The 19,231-nt window shown below is 72.4% G+C and carries 16 protein-coding genes; 8 read left to right on the top strand and 8 right to left on the bottom strand.

The genetic code is table 11. The features are described 5' to 3' along the window. Positions 1-53: 53 nt before the first annotated feature. Entirely contained in the window at positions 54-857 is an 804-nt protein-coding gene (locus ACGFU6_RS04610; RefSeq protein WP_393608046.1) for a GNAT family N-acetyltransferase, read from the bottom strand. Between the two features lie 175 nt (positions 858-1,032). Between ACGFU6_RS04610 and ACGFU6_RS04605 the strand changes: the two genes are divergently transcribed. After that, positions 1,033-1,821, top strand: coding sequence for a restriction endonuclease (locus tag ACGFU6_RS04605; protein ID WP_393608045.1), 789 nt, complete (start codon positions 1,033-1,035; stop codon positions 1,819-1,821). A 25-nt stretch (positions 1,822-1,846) separates the two neighbouring features. Here the strand turns inward: ACGFU6_RS04605 and ACGFU6_RS04600 are convergent, their stop codons facing one another. Continuing rightward, complete coding sequence (locus ACGFU6_RS04600) at positions 1,847-2,662, bottom strand: TetR family transcriptional regulator (protein WP_393608044.1); 816 nt, start codon at positions 2,660-2,662, stop codon at positions 1,847-1,849. A 91-nt stretch (positions 2,663-2,753) separates the two neighbouring features. Then, positions 2,754-4,535, bottom strand: a complete 1,782-nt coding sequence (locus ACGFU6_RS04595; RefSeq protein WP_393608043.1) for a 3-hydroxyacyl-CoA dehydrogenase family protein — start codon at positions 4,533-4,535, stop codon at positions 2,754-2,756. Between the two features lie 368 nt (positions 4,536-4,903). Here ACGFU6_RS04595 and ACGFU6_RS04590 point away from each other — a divergent pair, with 368 nt between their 5' ends. Next, on the top strand, positions 4,904-5,476 hold the full coding sequence (locus tag ACGFU6_RS04590; RefSeq protein ID WP_393608042.1) for an adenylosuccinate lyase: 573 nt from the start codon (positions 4,904-4,906) through the stop codon (positions 5,474-5,476). A gap of 12 nt (positions 5,477-5,488) precedes the next feature. Here the strand turns inward: ACGFU6_RS04590 and ACGFU6_RS04585 are convergent, their stop codons facing one another. The 3 genes from ACGFU6_RS04585 to ACGFU6_RS04575 all read right to left on the bottom strand — a co-directional run bounded on the left by ACGFU6_RS04585 (position 5,489) and on the right by ACGFU6_RS04575 (position 8,904). Next, entirely contained in the window at positions 5,489-6,001 is a 513-nt protein-coding gene (locus tag ACGFU6_RS04585; protein ID WP_393608366.1) for a GNAT family N-acetyltransferase, read from the bottom strand. A gap of 102 nt (positions 6,002-6,103) precedes the next feature. After that, positions 6,104-7,696, bottom strand: coding sequence for an alpha/beta hydrolase (locus ACGFU6_RS04580; RefSeq protein WP_393608041.1), 1,593 nt, complete (start codon positions 7,694-7,696; stop codon positions 6,104-6,106). Between the two features lie 149 nt (positions 7,697-7,845). Then, positions 7,846-8,904 (bottom strand): Rv2578c family radical SAM protein, encoded by a 1,059-nt coding sequence (locus ACGFU6_RS04575; protein WP_393608040.1) that lies wholly within the window; start codon positions 8,902-8,904, stop codon positions 7,846-7,848. Positions 8,905-9,053: 149 nt separating this feature from the next. Here ACGFU6_RS04575 and ACGFU6_RS04570 point away from each other — a divergent pair, with 149 nt between their 5' ends. The 4 genes from ACGFU6_RS04570 (at position 9,054) to ACGFU6_RS04555 (ending at position 15,582) form a co-directional block, all read left to right on the top strand. Continuing rightward, positions 9,054-9,497, top strand: coding sequence for an SRPBCC family protein (locus tag ACGFU6_RS04570; protein WP_393608039.1), 444 nt, complete (start codon positions 9,054-9,056; stop codon positions 9,495-9,497). 187 nt (positions 9,498-9,684) lie between these two features. Next, complete coding sequence (locus ACGFU6_RS04565) at positions 9,685-12,132, top strand: MFS transporter (RefSeq protein WP_393608038.1); 2,448 nt, start codon at positions 9,685-9,687, stop codon at positions 12,130-12,132. Between the two features lie 158 nt (positions 12,133-12,290). Beyond that, positions 12,291-14,741: a SpoIIE family protein phosphatase gene (locus ACGFU6_RS04560; RefSeq protein ID WP_393608037.1), complete on the top strand. Its 2,451-nt coding sequence runs from the start codon at positions 12,291-12,293 to the stop codon at positions 14,739-14,741. A gap of 121 nt (positions 14,742-14,862) precedes the next feature. Beyond that, a complete protein-coding gene (locus ACGFU6_RS04555) occupies positions 14,863-15,582 on the top strand; it encodes a class I SAM-dependent methyltransferase (protein ID WP_393608036.1) in 720 nt (239 codons plus the stop codon). Positions 15,583-15,659: 77 nt separating this feature from the next. Here the strand turns inward: ACGFU6_RS04555 and ACGFU6_RS04550 are convergent, their stop codons facing one another. Next, on the bottom strand, positions 15,660-16,550 hold the full coding sequence (locus ACGFU6_RS04550; protein WP_393608035.1) for a LysR family transcriptional regulator: 891 nt from the start codon (positions 16,548-16,550) through the stop codon (positions 15,660-15,662). Positions 16,551-16,699: 149 nt separating this feature from the next. Between ACGFU6_RS04550 and ACGFU6_RS04545 the strand changes: the two genes are divergently transcribed. Further along, positions 16,700-17,701, top strand: a complete 1,002-nt coding sequence (locus tag ACGFU6_RS04545) for an aldo/keto reductase (protein WP_393608364.1) — start codon at positions 16,700-16,702, stop codon at positions 17,699-17,701. 48 nt (positions 17,702-17,749) lie between these two features. Here the strand turns inward: ACGFU6_RS04545 and ACGFU6_RS04540 are convergent, their stop codons facing one another. Next, positions 17,750-18,091 carry an ArsR/SmtB family transcription factor gene (locus ACGFU6_RS04540; protein ID WP_393608034.1) on the bottom strand — a complete coding sequence of 114 codons (342 nt, stop codon included), beginning with the start codon at positions 18,089-18,091 and terminating at the stop codon, positions 17,750-17,752. Positions 18,092-18,229: 138 nt separating this feature from the next. Between ACGFU6_RS04540 and ACGFU6_RS04535 the strand changes: the two genes are divergently transcribed. Further along, on the top strand, positions 18,230-19,207 hold the full coding sequence (locus tag ACGFU6_RS04535) for a zinc-binding alcohol dehydrogenase family protein (protein WP_393608033.1): 978 nt from the start codon (positions 18,230-18,232) through the stop codon (positions 19,205-19,207). Positions 19,208-19,231: the final 24 nt, after the last annotated feature.

Raw genomic sequence — 19,231 nt, 5'->3', positions numbered from 1 at the left:
ACGCATGAGCAACACGAGGAGCGTTTTGGTGCGATGTGCCCCGAAGTAGCAGGTCAGGAGGCGGGGCGGTAGACGTACGGCGTCGTGGTGGTCAGGGCCGTGAAGCCGAGGCGCTGCAGGATCGGGCGGCTCAGCTCGGTCGCGTCGACCTGGAGGTACCGGAAGCCGCGCTCCGCGGCGATCCGGGCCCGGAAGGCGATCAGCGCCCGGTACACGCCCCTGCCGCGCCAGGCCTCGACCGTGCCGCCGCCCCACAGCCCGGCGAACCCGGTGCCGGGGTACAGCTCCATCCGGGCCGAGCTCACCGGCTCCTCGCCCGCCATCGCGAGCACCCCCACGAAATGGTCCGGGTCCTCCTTCAGCCGGGCCAGTACCTGGTGGCGCAACCGGGTCCAGTCCGAGCCGAACGCCTGCTCATGGGCCCGGGCCATCAGCTCCACATCGGCCTCCTCACGCACGGTGCGCAGCCGGACGCCGTCGGGGAGCACGACTTCCGTGGGCAGCTCCGCGACCGGCGCGACCAGCAGGGTCTCGGGCTCCTCCGCCTCGAACCCGGCGGCCTGCAGCCTGGCCCCCAGATCGGCCGGGCGGTCGTGCCCGTACAGCTTCCACTCGAACTCCTCGTACCCGCGCCCCACGCAGTGGGCCACCTGGGCGGCGATCGCCGCGTCGGCCCGCGCCGCGTCCAGATCCGGGGAGGACCACACGACCCCGTTCCAGTCGTGGGCCGCGCCGGACTGGCGCACGACGTCGCCGGTTCGCTCGACGTGGACGCCGGGGCCGTCGGGCCGGGCGAGCTCGCGCATCTCCCGGTCGAAAGCGGCGAGCAGGGAGCCATGGTCCTGGTTCTGGGTCATCCGCCCACCACAGCACCGCGCCGGGGGGCGGGCAACCGCATTTCACGGCCGTTGGATCCGGCCCGCCGGGGCAGACGGCAGACATGAATGATCTTGGAAGAGGCATATCGGGGCGGCGCGCATGACGGTGCCGGTACGAAGGCGGGGCCCCGGCGGCTCCCCGAAGGCTTTCAGCGTGCGTACGACCGCCGGCGGATTCGGGGCCGTGGCCCTGCTGATCTGCGGTGGAGGACTGATGGTGCGCATCGCCTGGGAAGGGGTGCTCAGGCATCCGGCCGCCGTCGTGCCGGCCGCCGCGCTCATTGCGGCGGGCGTGCTTCTCGGGTATCGCCGCCGCACGCGGCGTCGCCCTCGCGGCGGGCCGGGCCCGCTCTCCGAGGCCGTGCAGGAGCTCTTCGACCCGCCTCAGGAGCCCTGGAGCTCCCCGGGCCCGGAGCCCCGGCCCCTGGATGGCGACGCCGTGGCGCGCACGGCGGTCCTGCCGGAACCGGTGCTGGAACCCGTGTCGGAACCGATGCCGGAACAGGAGTGGGAACCAGTGCCGGAACAGGAGTGGGCACCGGCCGGGCCGGAAGGGGAGGAGCAGGACCACGAGGCCCTGGACGCCGACGGGTTCGAGGACGCGATCGCCGCGCTCTGTGAACGGGACGGCTGCGTTGACGTGCAGGTCGTCGGCGGAGCGGGCGACCTGGGGGCCGATGTGCTCGCGACCGCCCCCGACGGGCGCCGCCTGGTCGTCCAGTGCAAGTACTACGGGCCGGACAACAAGGTCGGTTCGCAGGACCTCCAGCGATTCGGCGGAACCTGCTACGCCGTGCACGAGGCCGAGATCGCCGTCTGCGTCACCACCAGCGCCTACACGACCCCGGCCCTGGAGTACGCGGAGCAGTGCGCGATTGTCTGCGTGGACGGCGAGGCGCTCGCGGCCTGGAACGACGGGACCGCACCGCCGCCCTGGTGCTGAGGCCGCCGGGAGCCGTGCGGCGCGCTCAGCGCTCCTTGAGCGCCTGCTGGATCGTGCGCATCACTTCGTCCAGCGGCGCGTCCGTACGCGCCACGGCGACCAGCACCTCGCCCTCGGCGCTCACCGAGGCGGCGGGCGGCTTCGCCGGCTCGGCGCCGGCCGTGCGGCCCGCGCCGATCCCGGTGCCGAAGGTGTCCCGGACGATGGCGAACGCGTGGTCCAGCTGCGCCTCCACGTCGCCCTGGCCGTCCACCCGCAGCCACCGGCGCAGCACGTGGTTGTGCGCGGTGACCACGGCGGACGCCGCGACCTCCGCCAGCAAGGGGTCGTCATTGCCGACGTGGTGGTCGCGCTCGTCGAAGTGGCCCAGCAGATAGCGCGTGAACAGCCGCTCGTAGCGGGCCACCGAGGCGATCTCGGCCTCCCGCAGGGTGGGCACCTCGCGGGTCAGCTTGTAGCGGGCCACCGAGACCGCGGGCTTCGCCGCGTACATCTTCATGACTTCCTTGATGCCCCGGCAGACCGTGTCGAGCGGGTGCTCGTGCGCCGGGGCGGCGTTCAGAACCGCCTCGGCGCGTACGAGGGTGTCGTCGTGGTCCGGGAAGATGGCCTCTTCCTTGGAGCGGAAGTGCCGGAAGAAGGTGCGCCTGGCGACGCCCGCGGCGCCCGCGATCTCGTCGACCGTCGTCGCCTCGTACCCCTTCGTGGCGAAGAGTTCCATCGCCGCGGCGGCCAGTTCACGGCGCATTTTCAGCCGTTGGGCGGCGGCACGCGTGCCCGCGGCACTTTCCGGGGCGTCGGGCGCGGCGGACACACGGGGGGACCTGGCGGGCTGGGGCATGGTGTGAACGTACTGCATCGGTGCGGGTGAGTGCGCCTGTGGGGGCGGGCCGCCCGGAGGACCGAGCAGCCCGCCCCAGCCGCCGCCCCCGTCAGCGGCGGGCATATTCGCGAAAGCCGCGCCCCGTCTTGCGGCCGAGGCAGCCGGCGGCCACCAGATGCTCCAGCAGCGGCGCCGGGGCGAGCCCCGGATCGCGGAACTCGCTGTGCAGCACCTTCTCGATGGCGAGCGAGACATCCAGGCCCACCACGTCCAGGAGCTCGAACGGGCCCATCGGATAGCCGCCGCCCAGCTTCATCGCGGCGTCGATGTCGTCCAGGGTCGCGTAGTGCTCCTCGACCATCTTGATCGCGTTGTTGAGGTACGGGAACAGCAGCGCGTTCACGATGAACCCCGCCCGGTCCCCGCAGTCCACGGGGTGCTTGCGCACCCGCACGCAGACCTCGCGGACCGTGGCGTGCACCTCGTCCGCGGTGAGCACCGTACGGACCACCTCGACCAGCTTCATCGCGGGCGCCGGGTTGAAGAAGTGCATCCCGATGACGTCCTGCGGCCGCGAGGTGGCCCGCGCGATCGAGACCACGGGCAGTGACGAGGTGGTGGTGGCGAGCACCGCGCCCGGCCTGCACACCTTGTCCAGCATGGCGAACAACTGCTGCTTGACCAGCAGGTCCTCGGCCACGGCCTCGACGGCGAGATCCACCTCGGCGAACGCGTCCAGCGACCCGGCCGCGGTGATCCGGGCCAGCGTCTCCACCCGCGCCTCTGCCGTCAGCCGCCCCTTGGTAACGGACCGTTCGAGCGACTTCGCGATCCGCCCCTTCGCGGTCTCCGCCTTCTCCTGGCCGCGGGCGGCCAGCACCACGTCGTAACCGGCCTTCGCGAACACCTCCGCGATCCCCGAGGCCATCGTCCCGGAGCCCGCGACACCCACCGAGCGCACCGTCCGCCCGGCGCCCGGACCGCTGTCCGGCGACGGGGTCAGCGCGTCCGGGACCACGTCCTGGCTGCCCGGCTCCGTGTACGTGTAGAAGCCCCGGCCCGCCTTGCGGCCGGTCAGCCCGGCCTCGCTGAGCTGGCCGAGGATCGGCGCGGGGGCATGCAGCCGGTCGTGCGAGGCGCTGTACATGGCCTCCAGGACGGTACGGGCGGTGTCGACGCCGATCAGGTCCAGCAGGGCGAGCGGTCCCATCGGCAGCCCGCAGCCCAGCTTCATCGCCGCGTCGATGTCCTCGCGCGAGGCGTAGTGCGCCTCGTACATCGCCGCGGCCTGGTTGAGGTAGCCGAACAGCAGCCCGTCGGCGACGAAGCCCGGACGGTCACCGACCGCGACCGGCTCCTTGCCCAGGTGGCGGGCGAGCTCCGTGACCGCCGCGACGGCCGGCGGAGCGGTCAGCACGGAAGAGACCACCTCGACCAGCTTCATCGCGGGAGCCGGGTTGAAGAAGTGCAGGCCGAGCACGCGCTCCGGGTGCCGGGACTCGGCGGCGAGCCGGGTCACCGACAGGGCGTTGGTGCCCGTCGCTAGGATCGCGGTGGGCGGGACGACCGCGTCGAGATCCCGGAACACCTGCTGCTTGATCTCGTAGGACTCGGGCACGACCTCGATGACCAGCTCCGCCTCCGCGGCGGCCCGGACGTCGGAGAAGGTGCGGAACCGGGCGAGGATGTCGCGCCGTTCCTCCTCGGTGATTCGCTCGCGCCGCACCGCGCGGGCGGTGGAGGCCTCCAGGGCGGCGACGGCCTGGCGGGCGGCCGCGTCGTCGACGTCGATACCGATGACCTCGCGGCCGGAACGGGCGAGGACCTCGGCGATGCCGGTGCCCATCGTGCCGAGGCCGACGACGGCGATGGTGCTGAGAGGGATGTCCATCACGGGACTCCAGGGATGAGTGACGACTGAGGGACGCACGGCGCGCGGCCGATGAGAGGGGCCGGAAAGGGCCTGGCCGGGCGGGGCGTGCGGGAGTTGTCTGTCGTGGTGCTCACGTCCGGGCGTGAAGGGCACGTCCGGACCGGAAAGGGGCGGCGGACCCTGTCCCGGGGTCACGCCTCAGCTGCCGAACCGACATCCACTCCGGGTGGCTGCGTCACCAGGCCACCGGAGCCGGCGGGGGGAGTATCCCGCTCACATGAGGTTAACCGGCGAGTAACGAGCGCGCCAGCCCTGGATTGTTGTGGTCCCGCTCACATTCGACGCACCCTTCGGCACGCAGCGTGTCCACCGATACGCTGACGGTCATGGACGAGGAGCTGCGGTCGCTGACACACCGGCTGGCCGACGAGGCGGGGGAGTCGGCGGCCTACCGCCGCCTGATCGCCACCGAGGACGACGAGGAACTGGCACAGGTCCTCATCGAGCGCGAACGCCCGCTGTGGGCACGGGAGATCGCGGCGTTCCGGCTGGGCTGCGGCGGCGACCGGCGGGCCTTCGAGACCCTGGTGCTGCTGCTCAACCACCGCGACCCGCAGCGCTGCGCCGGCGCGGCGCACGCCCTGGCCCGCCTCGGCGACCCGCGCACCCCGCGCGCCGCCGCCGCGCTCGCCACCAACACCCTGCGCACCGCCTACGCGTTGTACCCGGTCCGGCTGCTCGGCGAACTGCGCGCCCCGGAGTCCGTGCCGGCGCTGATGACCACCCTGCGCGGGCTCCTCGGGCCGGACGAGCCGCACTGGCGGGTGGCGCTCGCCTGCGTCGAGGGGCTGGGCCTGCTCGGTGACGCGCGGGCCCGTCCGGTCCTGGAGGCGGCCCTGCCGCACCCCCGGCTGGGCGACGCGGCGGGGGAGGCGCTCAGCCGGCTGCCGGCGCCCTGAAGGCGCGCGGCGTCAGTGCCCCCCGGACCCGTCGAGCGGGCGTACGTAGCGCACCTCCGGCACGAGCGCGCCGTCCACCTCGAAGGCTTCCGCCGCCCCGTCCGGCCGGAAGCCCGCGCGTGCGTAGAAGCGGCGCGCCGGCGCGTTCTCCCTGAGTACCCAGAGTGCGAGATCCGGGTGTCCGGCCGAGGCGGCGCGCGCCAGCACCTCGGACATCAGGGCCCGCCCGACGCCCGTTCCCGTCAGCTCCGGCAGCACGTAGATCGCGTACAGCTCACCGCGTGCGAGCCGTGCGCCGTTCTCGCGGTACGGGCCGTATGCCGCCCAGCCGACGACGCCGAGGTCCGCCCGCTCGGCCACCACGTTGACAACCTCGTCGGCCTCGGTGAAGAAGCCGCGACGCCGCTCCGCGTCCTCGGCGACGCTCATCGCGTCCAGATGCGCCTGCGGCATCAGCCCGGCATACGCGCTCCGCCAGCCGCGTACCCGGACCGCCGCCACGGCCTCGCAGTCCTCGATGGTCATGTCCCGGACCAGCGGTTCGGGGGCGTGCGCCGGAGTGGGTCGGGTGTTCACACGCCCATCCTCGCGCACGCCCCCGCCGGGGGAAGGGGGGTTTTCGGCCCGTCAGCCCCGGAAGCCGAGGATCCCGTGCAGCGCGCTGCCCCGGGCATCGGCGGCCGCGCGGCCCGCGGCCTTCGCGGTCTTGCCTGTCGTGGGCTCCGGGTCCGGTGACTTGGCGCAGACCGCGTCCACGTCACCGCCCTTCCCACGCGGCACGGTGCCCTTGGCGAGGTAGTCCGCCAGGTACTTGTCCAGGCAGTCGTTGCCGCTCAGCGTGACGCCGTGGTTGCCGCCGCCCTGCTCGACGACCAGGCTGGACCCGTGGAGCTTGCGGTGCAGGGTGACCCCGCCCTCGTACGGTGTGGCCGCGTCGTCCGTGGCCTGGAAGAGCAGCGCGGGCGGCAGGGAGTGGTTGGTGACCCGGACCGGGTTCAGCGGCTCCACCGGCCAGTCGGCGCACGGCGCGTTGTACCAGGTGTTGCTCCACGCCATGAAGGGCGCCTTGGCGTGCACCCGCCAGGTGTCACTGCGCCAGACGTTCCAGTCGCGCGGCCACTGGGCGTCACGGCACTGCACGGCGGTGTAGACGGAGTACCCGTTGTCGCCCTCCGCGTCGACCGCGCCGAACCGCTCGTACGCCTTGACCAGCGTCTTCTCGTCCTTGTGGTTCACGTAACCGGCGAATGCCTCGGCCAGCGCGGGCCAGTAGCCGTTGTAGTAGCCGCCCGGCAGGAACGTGTCGTCGAGCTCGCTCGCGCCGACCTTCCCGCCCGCCGGATGCTTCTTGACCGCGTCCCGCATCCGGTACCAGGCAGCCTCGACCTTCGCGGGGTCGCCGCCCAGGCCGTACGTGCCGCGGTACTTCGCCACCCAGGCCATGAACGCCTTGTGGCGGGTGTCGAACGCGTAGTCCTGGCTCAGGTTGTCGCCGTACCAGATGCCGGTCGGGTCGACGTTCGAGTCGAGCACCAGGCGCCGCACGCGGTCCGGGAACAGCTTGGCGTACACCGAGCCGAGGTAGGTGCCGTAGGAGTACCCGAGGTAGTTGAGCCGGTCCGCGCCGGCCGCCCGGCGGATCACATCGAGGTCCTTGGCCGCGCTGACCGTGTCCATGTACGGCAGCAGGTCCGGGTACTTCTCGCCGCAGGCGGCCGCGAACGACCGGGCGCGCTCCCGGTTGACCCGCTCGGCGCCCAGGGACGTGGGCACCGAGTCCGGCCGGACCGGGTCGGAGTACTTCGGCACGCAGTCCAGGGCGGGCCGGCTCCTGCCCACGCCGCGCGGGTCGAAGCCGATCACGTCGTACTGGGCGGCCACCGCCTTGGGCAGCGAGGCGGCGACGAAACCGGCCATCGACAGTCCGCTGCCGCCGGGACCGCCGGGGTTGACCAGCAACGGGCCCTGGAAGGTCTTCGAGGTGTGCGGAACCCGGGTCAGGGCGAGGGTGACCTTCCGGCCCGACGGGTCGTCATGGTCGAGCGGGGCGCTCACCGACGAGCACTGGAGCGCCGGGGACGACTTGGTGGCGCAGTCGGTCCACTTGAGCGCCGCGACGCGCTGCGCGCCGGTGTCGGCGGTCGCCGGGGACGGAACCGCGGTCACCAGACCGGCGACCGTCGCCCCGACGGCGAACAGAATTCCTGAACGTTTCGTCATATGGCCTCCCGTGGTGGGGGGAACACGGCTGCCGTGACGGCAGCCCCCGCCGGATGCTCCCCGTATTCCTTGCCGGAAGGACCTGTTCTGCCGAGAGATGACCCGTTTGCCGTGCGCGCTCCCGGCGCGCCCCGGTCGTGGCGGTCCGCTCAGAGCAGGGTCAGCTGGGTGGGCCCGGAGGTGTCCGGCGAGATCTGCGGCTCGTCACGCCCGGGGAGTGCGCGGGGGGCGGTGCGGTGCGAGGGCCCGATGCCGTACTCGGCCGCCAGCTCGTGCACCTGGCGGGTGACGCGGCGCTGGTACCAGGTGGGCGCGTACGCCCCGTTCGCGTACAGGCGCTCGTAACGCCCCACCAGCTCGGGGTGGTGCCGGCCGAGCCACTCCATGAACCACTCGCGCGCGCCGGGGCGCAGGTGCAGGACGAGCGGGGTCACCGAGGTCGCGCCGGCGGCGGCGATCGCGCGCACGGTCGCCCGCAGCTGTTCCGGCCGGTCCCCGAGGAAGGGGATGACCGGCGCCATCAGGACCCCGCAGCCGATGCCGTGCTCGCCGAGGGCGCGTACGACGTCCAGGCGGCGCTCGGGGGAGGGGGTGCCGGGCTCCACGGTGCGCCACAGCTCGGCGTCGACGAAGCCGACGGAGACCGAGACGCCCACCTCGGTGACCTCGGCCGCCTGCCGCAGCAGCTCCAGGTCGCGCAGGATCAGCGTGCCCTTGGTCAGGATGGAGAACGGGTTCGCGTGGTCGCGCAGGGCGGCGAGGATGCCGGGCATCAGCCGGTAGCGGCCCTCGGCCCGCTGGTAGCAGTCGACGTTGGTCCCCATCGCTATGTGCGCCCCGTGCCAGCGCGGCGAGGCGAGTTCGCGGCGTACCAGCTCCGGGGCGTTGACCTTGACGACGATCTGGGAGTCGAAGCCGAGCCCGGTGTCGAGGTCCAGATAGCTGTGGGTCCTGCGGGCGAAGCAGTAGACACAGGCGTGGGAACAGCCTCGGTAGGGATTCACCGTCCACTCGAAGGGCATCCGGGACGCGCCGGGCACCCGGTTCACGACCGAGCGGGCCCGGACCTCGTGGAAGGTGATGCCCCGGAACTCCGGAGTGTCGAAGGTGCGCGTCGTCACCGCGTCCGCGGCGAAGAGCGCGGCGGTACGGCCGGTGGTGTTCTCAGCGGGTTCGGCGGGGTTTTCTGCCAGATTGTCCCAGCGCATGGACGCCTCCTAGGTAGCACTGACCAGAGAATAGAACACTTGTTCCCTTGATCGTTTCCTCCTCTTCGTCCCCGGCCGGATTTTGAGCCGGGTGCCGGAGGTGGTTGGCTCAGCACACCCCCGAACAACCGAGTGCTGGAGGAACAGCCATGGCGCAGGTCGAGGCCACGACAGAGCGGATCATCGCGGCGGACCCGGAAGCGGTGTTCGACGCGCTGGCCGACTACAAGGACGTCCGCGGCAAGGTGCTGCCCGGCCAGTTCAGCGAGTACGAGGTGCGTGAGGGCGGCGACGGCGAGGGCACCCTCGTGCACTGGAAGCTCCAGGCCACCAGCAAGCGGGTGCGCGACTGCCTGCTGGAGGTCAGCGAGCCCACGGACGGGCAGCTCGTGGAGAAGGACCGCAACTCCTCGATGGTCACCACCTGGACCGTCACCCCGGCCGGCGAGGGCAGTTCCAAGGCGGTCGTCTCGACCGTGTGGAACGGCGCCGGCGGCATCGGCGGGTTCTTCGAGAAGACCTTCGCGCCCAAGGGACTTGGCCGCATCTACGACGAACTGCTGCAGAATCTCGCCACCGAGGTGGAGAAGTAACTCCCCGTCCCGCTTTCCGGCCTCACCGGTTCGGGTGGTCTTTCCGCCCGGCCGGTTGTGCGCCGTAGTGGCTCTCACCGGGGGCTAAGCCCTCCGAGTGCGCCGTCAGCGCCCCCCGCCGCGTTTGCCCTCCCTTATATCGCAATGCGAGAAATGGGCGGCGCAGATGCGACGAGGGGAGCGGCACGTGGTGGGTGGGATCACTCTGGTGAAGGACGAGCCCGACGGTCCGGGCGACACCGTGACGTTGCCGGTGTCCGAACCGCCCCCGCCGCCGCCCGCGCCACCCACTCCACCCGCGCCGGTCATGCCCGCGGGCCACGAGACGGACCCGCGCCGCATCCGGCTGATCTTCATCGGGCTGATGCTCACGCTGCTGCTCGCGGCGCTCGACCAGATGATCGTGGCCACCGCGCTCCCGAAGATCGTCGGTGAGCTGCACGGCCTGGAGAAGATGTCCTGGGCGGTCACCGCCTATCTGCTCGCCTCCACCATCGGGCTCCCGGTCTACGGAAAGCTCGGCGACCTCTTCGGTCGCAAGGGTGTCTTCCAGTTCGCGATCGTCGTCTTCGTCATCGGCTCCGCGCTGGCCGGCTGGTCACGCACGATGGACGAGCTGATCGCCTTCCGCGCCCTCCAGGGCGTCGGCGGCGGCGGGCTGATGATCGGCGTCCAGGCGATCATCGCGGACGTCGTGCCGCCCCGGGAGCGCGGCCGGTTCATGGGGCTCATCGGCGCGGCCTTCGGACTCGCCTCCGTGGCGGGCCCGCTGCTCGGCGGCTTCTTCACCGACCACGCCTCCTGGCGCTGGTGCTTCTACATCAACATCCCGTTCGGCGTGGTCACCTTCGCCGTCATCACCGTCGTGCTGAAGCTCCCGAAGCCCACGGTCCGGCCCCGGCTCGACATCCTCGGCGCCCTGCTGCTGGCCGCCGCCTCCACCTGTCTGGTGCTGCTGACCAGCTGGGGCGGTACGGAGTACGCCTGGGGCTCGCGCACCATCCTGGGGCTGGCCGCCGGGGCCGCCGGAACGACCCTGCTCTTCATCGCCGTCGAGCACCGCGCGCCCGAACCGATCATTCCGCTGCGGCTGTTCCGCGACTCGATCTTCAACGTCAGCGCACTCGTCGGCGCGGTCGTCGGGGTCGCACTGTTCGGCGCGGCAAGCTATCTGCCGACCTTCCTGCAGATGGTCGACGGGGCCACCGCCACCGAGTCCGGCCTGCTGATGCTCCCGATGATGGGCGGCATCGTCGCCGCTTCGGTCGTCTCCGGCCAGCTGATCTCCCGTACCGGCAAGTACCGCGTCTACCCGATCGCCGGCAGCGCGCTGGCGGCGGTGGGCATGTGGCTGCTGTCCCGGCTGGAGACGGACACCCCGCGGCTGGAGTACAGCTTCTCGCAGGCGGTGCTCGGTCTGGGGATCGGGCTGATCATGCCGGTGCTGGTGCTCGCCGTGCAGAACTCCGTACGCCCCGCCGACCTCGGCACCGCCACCAGTGCCAACAACTACTTCCGGCAGATCGGCGGCAGCGTCGGCGCCGCCGTGTTCGGCACGCTCTTCGCCGGCCGCCTGGCCGACGCGCTCGCGGTCCGGCTGCCGTCCGGAGCCGGGCTGCCCGACCCCGAGTCGATCACCCCGCAGCTGGTCCACGCCATGGACCCGGTGCTGCGCGACAGTTATATCCAGGCGTACGCCGACGCGATGCCCAGGATCTTCCTCTACCTCGTGCCGGTCCTCGTGCTCGGCCTGTTCTTCGCCTTCTTCCTCAAGGAGAAACCGCTGGTGTCCCACCACAGCCCCGAAACCGCAGCCGAGCCCGCGGCGATCCCCTCCGCCCGCACCGACCCCGGCCCCCAGCCCGCCGGTCACCTCTCCGGGGTGCCCGTCTGCGGCAGCGTCCAGCACCCCGACGGCACCAAGGTCCCGCGCGCCGCCCTCACTCTCATCGACGTCCAGGGCCAGCAGGTCGGCAGGGGCGCCAGCGGTGACGAGGGGCGGTACGCGCTGAGTGTCCCCGGCGCCGGCTCGTACGTCCTCATCGCCGCCGCCGGGGGCCACCAGCCGCAGGCGGTCAGCGTCACCGTGGGCGAGCGGCCCGTGGAGCTCGACGTGGTGCTCGGCGGGGCCGGCCGGCTGGCGGGGACCGTCCTGACGGCGGACGGCGTTCCGGTGCGGGACGCGGCCGTCACACTCACCGACGTACGCGGCGAGGTGGTCTCCTCGACCCGCAGCGGCCGCGAGGGCGGCTACGTGATCTCCGAACTCGTGGCGGGCGAGTACACCCTCGCGGCCAGCGCCCCCGCGTTCCGGCCCGCCGCGCTGCCGGTCAGTGTGCAGGCGGCCCGGGAGACCAGGCAGGACATCGAACTGGCCGGCGGCGCCGTGCTGCGCGGCGTCGTGCGCGCCAGCGGCGGGCGGCTCGTCGAGGACGCCAGGGTCACGCTGCTGGACGCGGCCGGCAATGTGGTCGACACCCTGACCACCGGGCCGGACGGGGCCTTCCGGTTCGTCGACCTGTCCACCGGCGAGTACACCGTCATCGCCGCCGGCTATCCGCCGGTGGCCACGGTCCTCCAGGTCGCGGGCGGCGGGCGCACCGAACGGGACCTCCAGCTGGGCCACGAGGACTGACCGACGGCAACACCGGTGAAGGTTGTGCGCCCCTCTTGCGCGCGGGGCGCACCACCTTCGTGGGTGATTCCGCCGATGACCGGCGGGCGCCGGTCACGGCCCCGTACGGTGGAGCCACGTACCGCAGAACCTTGCGGTGGGGAAGGAGCATTCCACCCATGGACCTCGGTGTGCCGCAGCACAGGACACCACAACCGCGAGACGCCGCGGCGGGCCGTGTGCCGCTCGCCGTGGTCGTCGTCGACGCGGACGGACTGGTGTCGCACTGGTCGTCCGGTGCCCGAAAGCTCTTCGGTGTCGCCCGGGACGACGCGGTCGGCTGCCCCGCCGGTGAACTGCTCCCGGTCACCGGGGCGTTGCGGGAGCGTGCCGAACCGTCGCGGGACGCGATGTACGCCGAGTTCGGCCCCGAGCTCGACAGCTCCCTCACCGGCACCGCCGCGTACCCGACGGCGGGTCGGGCCCGGGTCGACGAACCGGACCGGGGCCGGATCGAGGTCCTGTGGTGGGCCTATCCGCTCGTCGGGCCCGGCCCCGAGCGGCTGCTCGTGCTCGCCGCGGACTCCGCGCAGGTACGCGGCGACGAGGCGGGGGAGAGCGGGGGCGCCGAGACGGTCGCACCCGGATTCGCCCTGCACACCGAATTCCCCGGCTACCGGGAACTGTCCGGGCGGCTGCCCGAGATCCTGCCCAGCATGAGCGTCCACGAGGCCACCCGGATCGTCTCCCAGGTACTCGAACTCGGCTACCCCGTGCTGGAGTTCAGCCGACACGACCGGATCCCGGTGACCCCCGACTGGGGAGTGCCGCAGCGCGCCGGACACCAGGGGGCCGAGGCCCTGCCGCGCACCTCGGTCGGGCGGCTCGCGCCGCGCGCGGTGCCGCGTCCCGAGCTGGACCTCGAATACGCGGCGGTCCGGGAGCGGCTGGAGTTCCTCAATGAGGTCAGCGGCCGAATCGGTTCCTCGCTCGATCTGGAACGCACCATCCGCGAGGTCACCAGCGCCGCCGTGCCCCGCTTCACCGACTTCGCGGGTACGCATCTGCGCGCCGCGGTCCTCGCCGGTGAGGGCTTCCCGGACGGCCCGCCCGACGTCACGACGGTCTGGCACCGGGTCTGGGTCGAGCACAACGACGAACCGGGCCGCTGGGACGACACCGTGCCGGTGGGCGAGGCCATCGCCTTCCCGGAACACACCCCGTTCTTCCAGTGCATGGTCACCGGCGAACCGGTCATCATCCCTTACGTCAGTGAGGAGTTGAGCAACCGGATCTCGGGCGAGTTCGAGAAGCGTGACCTGCGCCCGCTGATCACGCACCGCTCCCTGCTCATCGTGCCGCTCAAGGCCCGCGACGTGGTGCTCGGGTTCATGGTCCTCATGCGGCGCCCCGGCCGGGAGCCCTTCGACGACATGGACCGCACCACCGGCGCCGAACTGGCCGCCAGGGCAGGGCTCGTACTCGACAACGCCCGCATGTACACCTACCAGGAGAACGTCGCCGAGACCCTCCAGGACAGCATGCTGCCCCAGGTCGAGCCGCGCATGGCCGGCTGCGACATCGCCACCCGCTACCTGCCCGGTGCCCGGCTCGGCAGGGTCGGCGGCGACTGGTTCGACTCGGTGAAACTACCCGGCTCCCGGACCGCGCTCGTCGTGGGCGACGTGATGGGGCACGGCCTCAACTCGGCAGCGATGATGGGGCAGTTGCGTACCGCCGTATTGACCATGGCCACCATGGAGATGCCGCCCGCACAGTTGCTGCGCAACCTGGACGACCTGGCCCAGCGCCTCGGTGAGCAGTACCTGGCCACCTGCCTCTACGCGGTGTACGACCCGATCCGCTCCGAGCTCCAGATCGCCAACGCCGGGCACATCCCGCCGGTCCTCGTCCACGCCGAGGACGGCCGGGCCGAACTGCTCGACCTGCCGACCGGCGCCCCGATCGGGGTCGGCGGGGTCGCCTTCGCGACCGCGACCGTGCGGGTCCTGCCGGGCGACCGCCTGGTGCTCTGCACCGACGGGCTCGTGGAGGTGCGCGGTCAGGACATCGGTGCCGGTCTCGCCGCGCTCTGCGCCTCCGCCGCCCACCCCGCCGCGTCCATGGACGACGCCTGCGACACGATCATCCGCGCACTCAACCCCAGTGACGGCCGCAAGGACGACGTCGCACTGCTGATGGCCCGGCTCAACGGCATCCCCGACGACGACGTCGCGGAGTGGCAACTCGCCCTGGACCCGCGCGAGGTGGCACGCGCCCGCCGGATGGTGCGGGGCAAGCTGCTCGACTGGGAGCTGCCCGACGCGGTGGAGGCGGCCGAGCTGATGGTCAGCGAGCTCGTCACCAACGCGGTCAAGCACGGCCGCACCCACCACATCGGGCTCCGGCTGGTCCGCACCGGCGCGCTGCTCTGCGAGGTCAGCGACGACGAGCCGGCCCCCGCCGCGCTCCTCGACGCCACCGCCGACGACGAGTTCGGCCGAGGGCTCGTCCTGGTGAGCGGCCTGGCCCGGGAATGGGGCAGCAGCACCACGGCCCGGGGCAAGACCGTCTGGTTCGAGCTGGCACTCTCCCGTCGGCTGCCCGGCCCCCGGCGCGGCGGCGGGTGACCGCAGCCGAACGGGGCCGCTTCCGGCGGCCTCTCGCGTGCGCGCCCTTGCCCTGATCAGCCGGGCACGGTACTCCCTTGTTGTGCAAGGTGCCTCGGCATGACGGGAATCGGGAGTGCGCATGAATGATCCACAGCGGTACCGCGACGCGTGGGAAGGCTTCTGGGAAGCGACGTCGGACGCGCCGGGCGAGGCGATATGGGACGCCGATCCCTCGCTCAGCGCCGTACCGCACAGCGAACTGCTGCTGCCGTACGCCGATGCCGCACTGCCCGTCGTCGACCTCGGCTGCGGCAACGGCACCCAGACCCGCTACCTCGCCACCCGTTTCGCCCACGCCATCGGGGTGGATCTCTCGCACGCCGCGATCGGCCACGCCCGCCGGGCGGACACCGAGGGCGTCGCCGAGTTCGCCCAGCTCGATCTGACCGACGGCGCGGCGGTCCGCGCCCTGCACGAGCGGATCGGGGACGCCAACGTGTACATGCGAGCGGTGATCCACCAGAGCGAGGCGGAGGCCAGGCCCGCGGTGGCGGCAGCCGTGGCGACGCTGCTCGGGGCGCGCGGCCGTGCCTTCGTCGCCGAGCTGACCCCGGCCTCCAAGGACGTGCTCCGGCTGGCGGCCCAGGGCCCGGACGGTCCGCCCAAGAAGCTACGACGCGTCTTCGATCACGGGCTCAAGCCGGCCGACGCCGCCGAGGAGGAGGTGCCCGACCTCCTGCGGGCGGCCGGTCTGGCCACGCTGGACAGCGGTGACACGGCGCTGCCGCAGACCGAGTACCTGCCCGACGGGACCCGCATCGACCTGCCGGCGAGGTGGTTCGTGCTGGCCGTCGGCTGACCCCGGTCCGCAAGCGCGCCGGGGCCCCGGGCCGTCCCGAGGTCCCGGTCCCGCCCCCACCGGGCCCGGGAGCGGCCTCAGCGGGCGTCCTGCTCCCGGACCAGGGCCATGAGCGCCCGCGCTCCGGGGCTCATGGCCCGTGCGTCGGGAAGCACCACGACGCTCTCGTAGTACGGCTGGTCCGGACCGTCGAGCCGGACCGCGGCCAGGCACCGCGCCTCGGGCTTGCGGGAGAAGTGGTGCGGGACCACCGCGATGCCGAGGCCTTCCCGCACCAGTTCGAGCAGGCTGTGCACGTCGTTCACCTCAAGGGCCACGGTGCGGCGGACCCGTGCGGCCGCGAACGCCTCGTCGGCCGCCCGGCGCGGACCCCAGTCGGGATGGAAGTCGATGAACGGCTCGCCCGCCAGCTCGTCCCACCCGGCCCGGTCCCTCGCGGCCAGCCGGTGGCCGGGGGCGCACAGCAGGACCATGGGCTCACGGGCCAGTGGGACCAGCTCGCCGCGCCACTCCACGGAGCTGACCGTGGCGGCGAAGGCGATGTCGAGCCGCCCGCCGGCCACCCCGTCCACCAGGCTCGTCGTCCCCTCCTGGCGGAGCCGGATCTCCATGTGCGGATGCTCGCGGTGGAAGGCCGCGAGCAGCCTGGGCAGGCTCACCCCGGCCACGCACTGCTCGACCCCCACCGACAGGGTGCCGCGCAGCAGCCCCCGTACGGCGTCCACGGCGTCCTTCGCCGCCCGTGCGCCCGCCAGCGTGCGCTCGGCCTCCACCAGCAGGGCGCGTCCGGCCTCGGTCAGCCGCACGCTGCGGGTGGTCCGGCTGAACAGCGGGGTCCGCAGCTCCTGCTCCAGCGCCCGGACGGAGGCGGAGAGGCCGGACTGCGACACGGCGAGGCGCTCGGCGGCCCGGGTGAAGTGCTGTTCCTCGGCGACCGCGACGAAATGTTCCAGCTGGCGCAACTCCATGATTGAGAAATATAGACGCTGAATCCAAGCGGAATCTCCTGTTGGACTGCTGGATCGATGTGGGCCAGCCTGGACCCTGCACCCCGCCGGGCGAGTTCGAGAGCACCTCGTCCCGGCGGACCGGAACGATCTCTCCCGTGGAGCCCCGCATGTACATCCCGTCCGCCGACCGCTACCAGGACATGCCCTACCGGCGCACCGGGCGCAGCGGTCTGAAGCTGCCGGCCCTCTCGCTCGGTCTGTGGCACAACTTCGGCGGGGACCGGACGCCGGAGACCCAGGGCCAGATCCTCCGCCGCGCCTTCGACCTCGGCATCACCCACTTCGACCTGGCGAACAACTACGGCCCGCCCCCCGGATCCGCCGAGACCGCGATGGGCCGCGCGCTCACGTCGGACTTCGCCCGCCACCGGGACGAGATCATCGTCTCCACCAAGGCCGGCTACCTGATGTGGGACGGCCCCTACGGGGAGTGGGGCTCGCGCAAGAACCTGCTCTCCTCGCTCGACCAGAGCCTCGGCCGGCTCGGGCTCGACTACGTCGACATCTTCTACTCCCACCGGCCCGACCCCGAGACCCCGCTCGAAGAGACGATGGGCGCCCTCCACTCGGCGGTCCAGCAGGGCAAGGCGCTCTACGTGGGCGTCTCCAACTACTCGGCCGAGCAGACCCGCGAGGCCGCCCGGATCCTGAAGGACCTCGGTACCCCGCTGCTCATCCACCAGCCGCGCTACTCGATGCTGGACCGCTGGGTGGAGGACGGCCTGCTCACCGCCCTCGACGAGCTGGGCGCGGGCTCCGTCGCGTACTCGCCGCTGGAGCAGGGCATCCTCTCCGACCGCTACCTCCGCGGCATCCCGGAGGGTTCACGGGCGGCGGGCAGCAGCCCGTTCCTGTCGGCCGACTCCGTCACCCCGGAGCTGGTGGGACGGCTCCGCGAGCTCGATGAACTGGCCTCCGAGCGCGGCCAGTCGCTGGCCCAGATGGCACTGGCCTGGGTGCTGCGCGGCGGCCGGGTCACCTCCGCCGTCGTCGGCGCGAGCAGCGTCGCCCAGCTGGAGAACAGCGTCCAGGCGGTCCGCAACCTGGAGTTCAGCAACAAGGAACTCAGCCGGATCGAGAAGCTGTTGAAGGGCGCCAAGCGCCGCTGAGACCGCTGGCCGGGGCCCGGCGGTGGTGCGCCCGCCCGAGCGGCCGGCTCAGGCTTCGTCGGGCCGCAGCAGGAGGCCCAGCAGACCGGGGAAGCGGGTCTCGAACTCCTCGCGGCGCAGCCGGTTCACCCGCCTGGGCCCGATGTCGCGCTGTTCCACCAGGCCCGCACCGCGCAGTACCGCGAAGTGGTGGCTGAGCGCGGCCTTGCCGACCGGTACGTCGAAACTGCCGCAGGTCCGGTTCCAGTCCTCGGAGCCGGCCAGGTCGCGGACCAGCTGGAGGCGTACCGGGTCGGCCAGTGCGGAGAGGGCGCCGAGCAGCGTCACCTGCGCGGGTTCGGTGTGCGTCGGTGCGGGCCGGTGGCCGCTGCTCGTGGGCTGGCTGGGCATCTCGCGCTCCCGTGTCCGTAACCGCTCGGCCCCTGACCGGCGGTGAGGGGCTGTCACCCCTTGCCAAGTGTTCGATGAGAATCATACACTCCGAGTGTTCGCTTTTCGTTGAACATATCTGCCAGGGGGCGGTCTGTCATGCGTGTGATCGAGTTCAAGGAGTACGGCGGGCCCGAGGTACTGAAGACCGTCGAGGCGGTCGTACCCGAGCCGGGCCCCGGCCAGGTCACCATCGACACCGCCTACGCGGGCGTCAATTTCGCGGACCTCAAGGCCCGCGCCGAGGGGTACCGGGTGACCGCGCTGCCGGTCGTCCCCGGGCTGGAGGTCTCGGGCCGGATCAGGGCCGTCGGCGAAGGGGTGACGGGGCTGCGCATCGGACAGGAGGTCGCGGCGTTCCTTGACGGCGGCGGCTACGCGGAGGTGGCGCTCGCCCCGGCGGCCACCGTCTTCCCGCTCCCGGAGGGGGTGGACCTGCGCACGGGCGCCACGCTGCCCACCGTGCTGCCGACCGCCCACGCCCTGCTGCACGAGATCGGGCGGCTGCGGGCCGGGGAGAGCGTACTGGTGCAGGGCGCGGCGGGCGGGGTCGGCACGGTGGCCGGACAGCTGGCCCGAGCGGCCGGTGCCGGCACCGTGTACGGCGTCGTGTCCTCGGAGGCGAAGGCCGAGTACGCCCTCGCGCACGGCTACGACGAGGTGTTCGTGGGCGACTCGTTTGCGGACGAGGTGCGCCGGGCCACCGGGGGCCGGGGCGTGGACCTGGTGCTCGACGCGGTCGGCGGGGAGACGCTGCGGCGCGGGCTCGACAGCCTGGCCGTCTTCGGCCGCCTGGTCTCGTTCGGCAACGCGGGCGGCGGGGAGCCCTGGCGGGTCGGGCAGCCCGAGCTCTATCCGGGGAGCAGGTCGGTCGCCGGCTTCTCGATCCTGGAGCTGGCCCTGTCCGACCCCGCCACCCTGCGTACGGTCGCCGAGCGGGCCTTCCGCGCGGTGACCGAGGGGCATGTGGACCTCCCGGTGACGGCCGAGTTCGCGCTGTCCGATGCGGCCGAGGCGCACCTGCTGATGGAGGGCCGTACGTCGACGGGCAAGCTGGTACTCCGTATCGCCGACTGAGCCGACAGCTCGCCACGCGAACAC

This window comes from Streptomyces sp. NPDC048462, assembly GCF_043200175.1.
Lineage (GTDB): Bacteria > Actinomycetota > Actinomycetes > Streptomycetales > Streptomycetaceae > Streptomyces.
The sequence above is the reverse complement of the archived record's forward strand: the minus strand, read 5'-3'. Positions and strand labels throughout refer to the sequence as shown.

What these genes read in the sequence shown, in the direction of transcription:
- ACGFU6_RS04610 (WP_393608046.1), bottom strand. Translation starts at nt 857, where the DNA reads ATGACCCAGAACCAGGACCATGGCTCCCTGCTCGCCGCTTTCGACCGG.
- ACGFU6_RS04600 (WP_393608044.1), bottom strand. Translation starts at nt 2,662, where the DNA reads ATGCCCCAGCCCGCCAGGTCCCCCCGTGTGTCCGCCGCGCCCGACGCC.
- ACGFU6_RS04595 (WP_393608043.1), bottom strand. Translation starts at nt 4,535, where the DNA reads ATGGACATCCCTCTCAGCACCATCGCCGTCGTCGGCCTCGGCACGATG.
- ACGFU6_RS04590 (WP_393608042.1), top strand. Translation starts at nt 4,904, where the DNA reads ATGGACGAGGAGCTGCGGTCGCTGACACACCGGCTGGCCGACGAGGCG.
- ACGFU6_RS04585 (WP_393608366.1), bottom strand. Translation starts at nt 6,001, where the DNA reads ATGACCATCGAGGACTGCGAGGCCGTGGCGGCGGTCCGGGTACGCGGC.
- ACGFU6_RS04580 (WP_393608041.1), bottom strand. Translation starts at nt 7,696, where the DNA reads ATGACGAAACGTTCAGGAATTCTGTTCGCCGTCGGGGCGACGGTCGCC.
- ACGFU6_RS04575 (WP_393608040.1), bottom strand. Translation starts at nt 8,904, where the DNA reads ATGCGCTGGGACAATCTGGCAGAAAACCCCGCCGAACCCGCTGAGAAC.
- ACGFU6_RS04570 (WP_393608039.1), top strand. Translation starts at nt 9,054, where the DNA reads ATGGCGCAGGTCGAGGCCACGACAGAGCGGATCATCGCGGCGGACCCG.
- ACGFU6_RS04560 (WP_393608037.1), top strand. Translation starts at nt 12,291, where the DNA reads ATGGACCTCGGTGTGCCGCAGCACAGGACACCACAACCGCGAGACGCC.
- ACGFU6_RS04555 (WP_393608036.1), top strand. Translation starts at nt 14,863, where the DNA reads ATGAATGATCCACAGCGGTACCGCGACGCGTGGGAAGGCTTCTGGGAA.
- ACGFU6_RS04550 (WP_393608035.1), bottom strand. Translation starts at nt 16,550, where the DNA reads ATGGAGTTGCGCCAGCTGGAACATTTCGTCGCGGTCGCCGAGGAACAG.
- ACGFU6_RS04545 (WP_393608364.1), top strand. Translation starts at nt 16,700, where the DNA reads ATGTACATCCCGTCCGCCGACCGCTACCAGGACATGCCCTACCGGCGC.
- ACGFU6_RS04540 (WP_393608034.1), bottom strand. Translation starts at nt 18,091, where the DNA reads ATGCCCAGCCAGCCCACGAGCAGCGGCCACCGGCCCGCACCGACGCAC.
- ACGFU6_RS04535 (WP_393608033.1), top strand. Translation starts at nt 18,230, where the DNA reads ATGCGTGTGATCGAGTTCAAGGAGTACGGCGGGCCCGAGGTACTGAAG.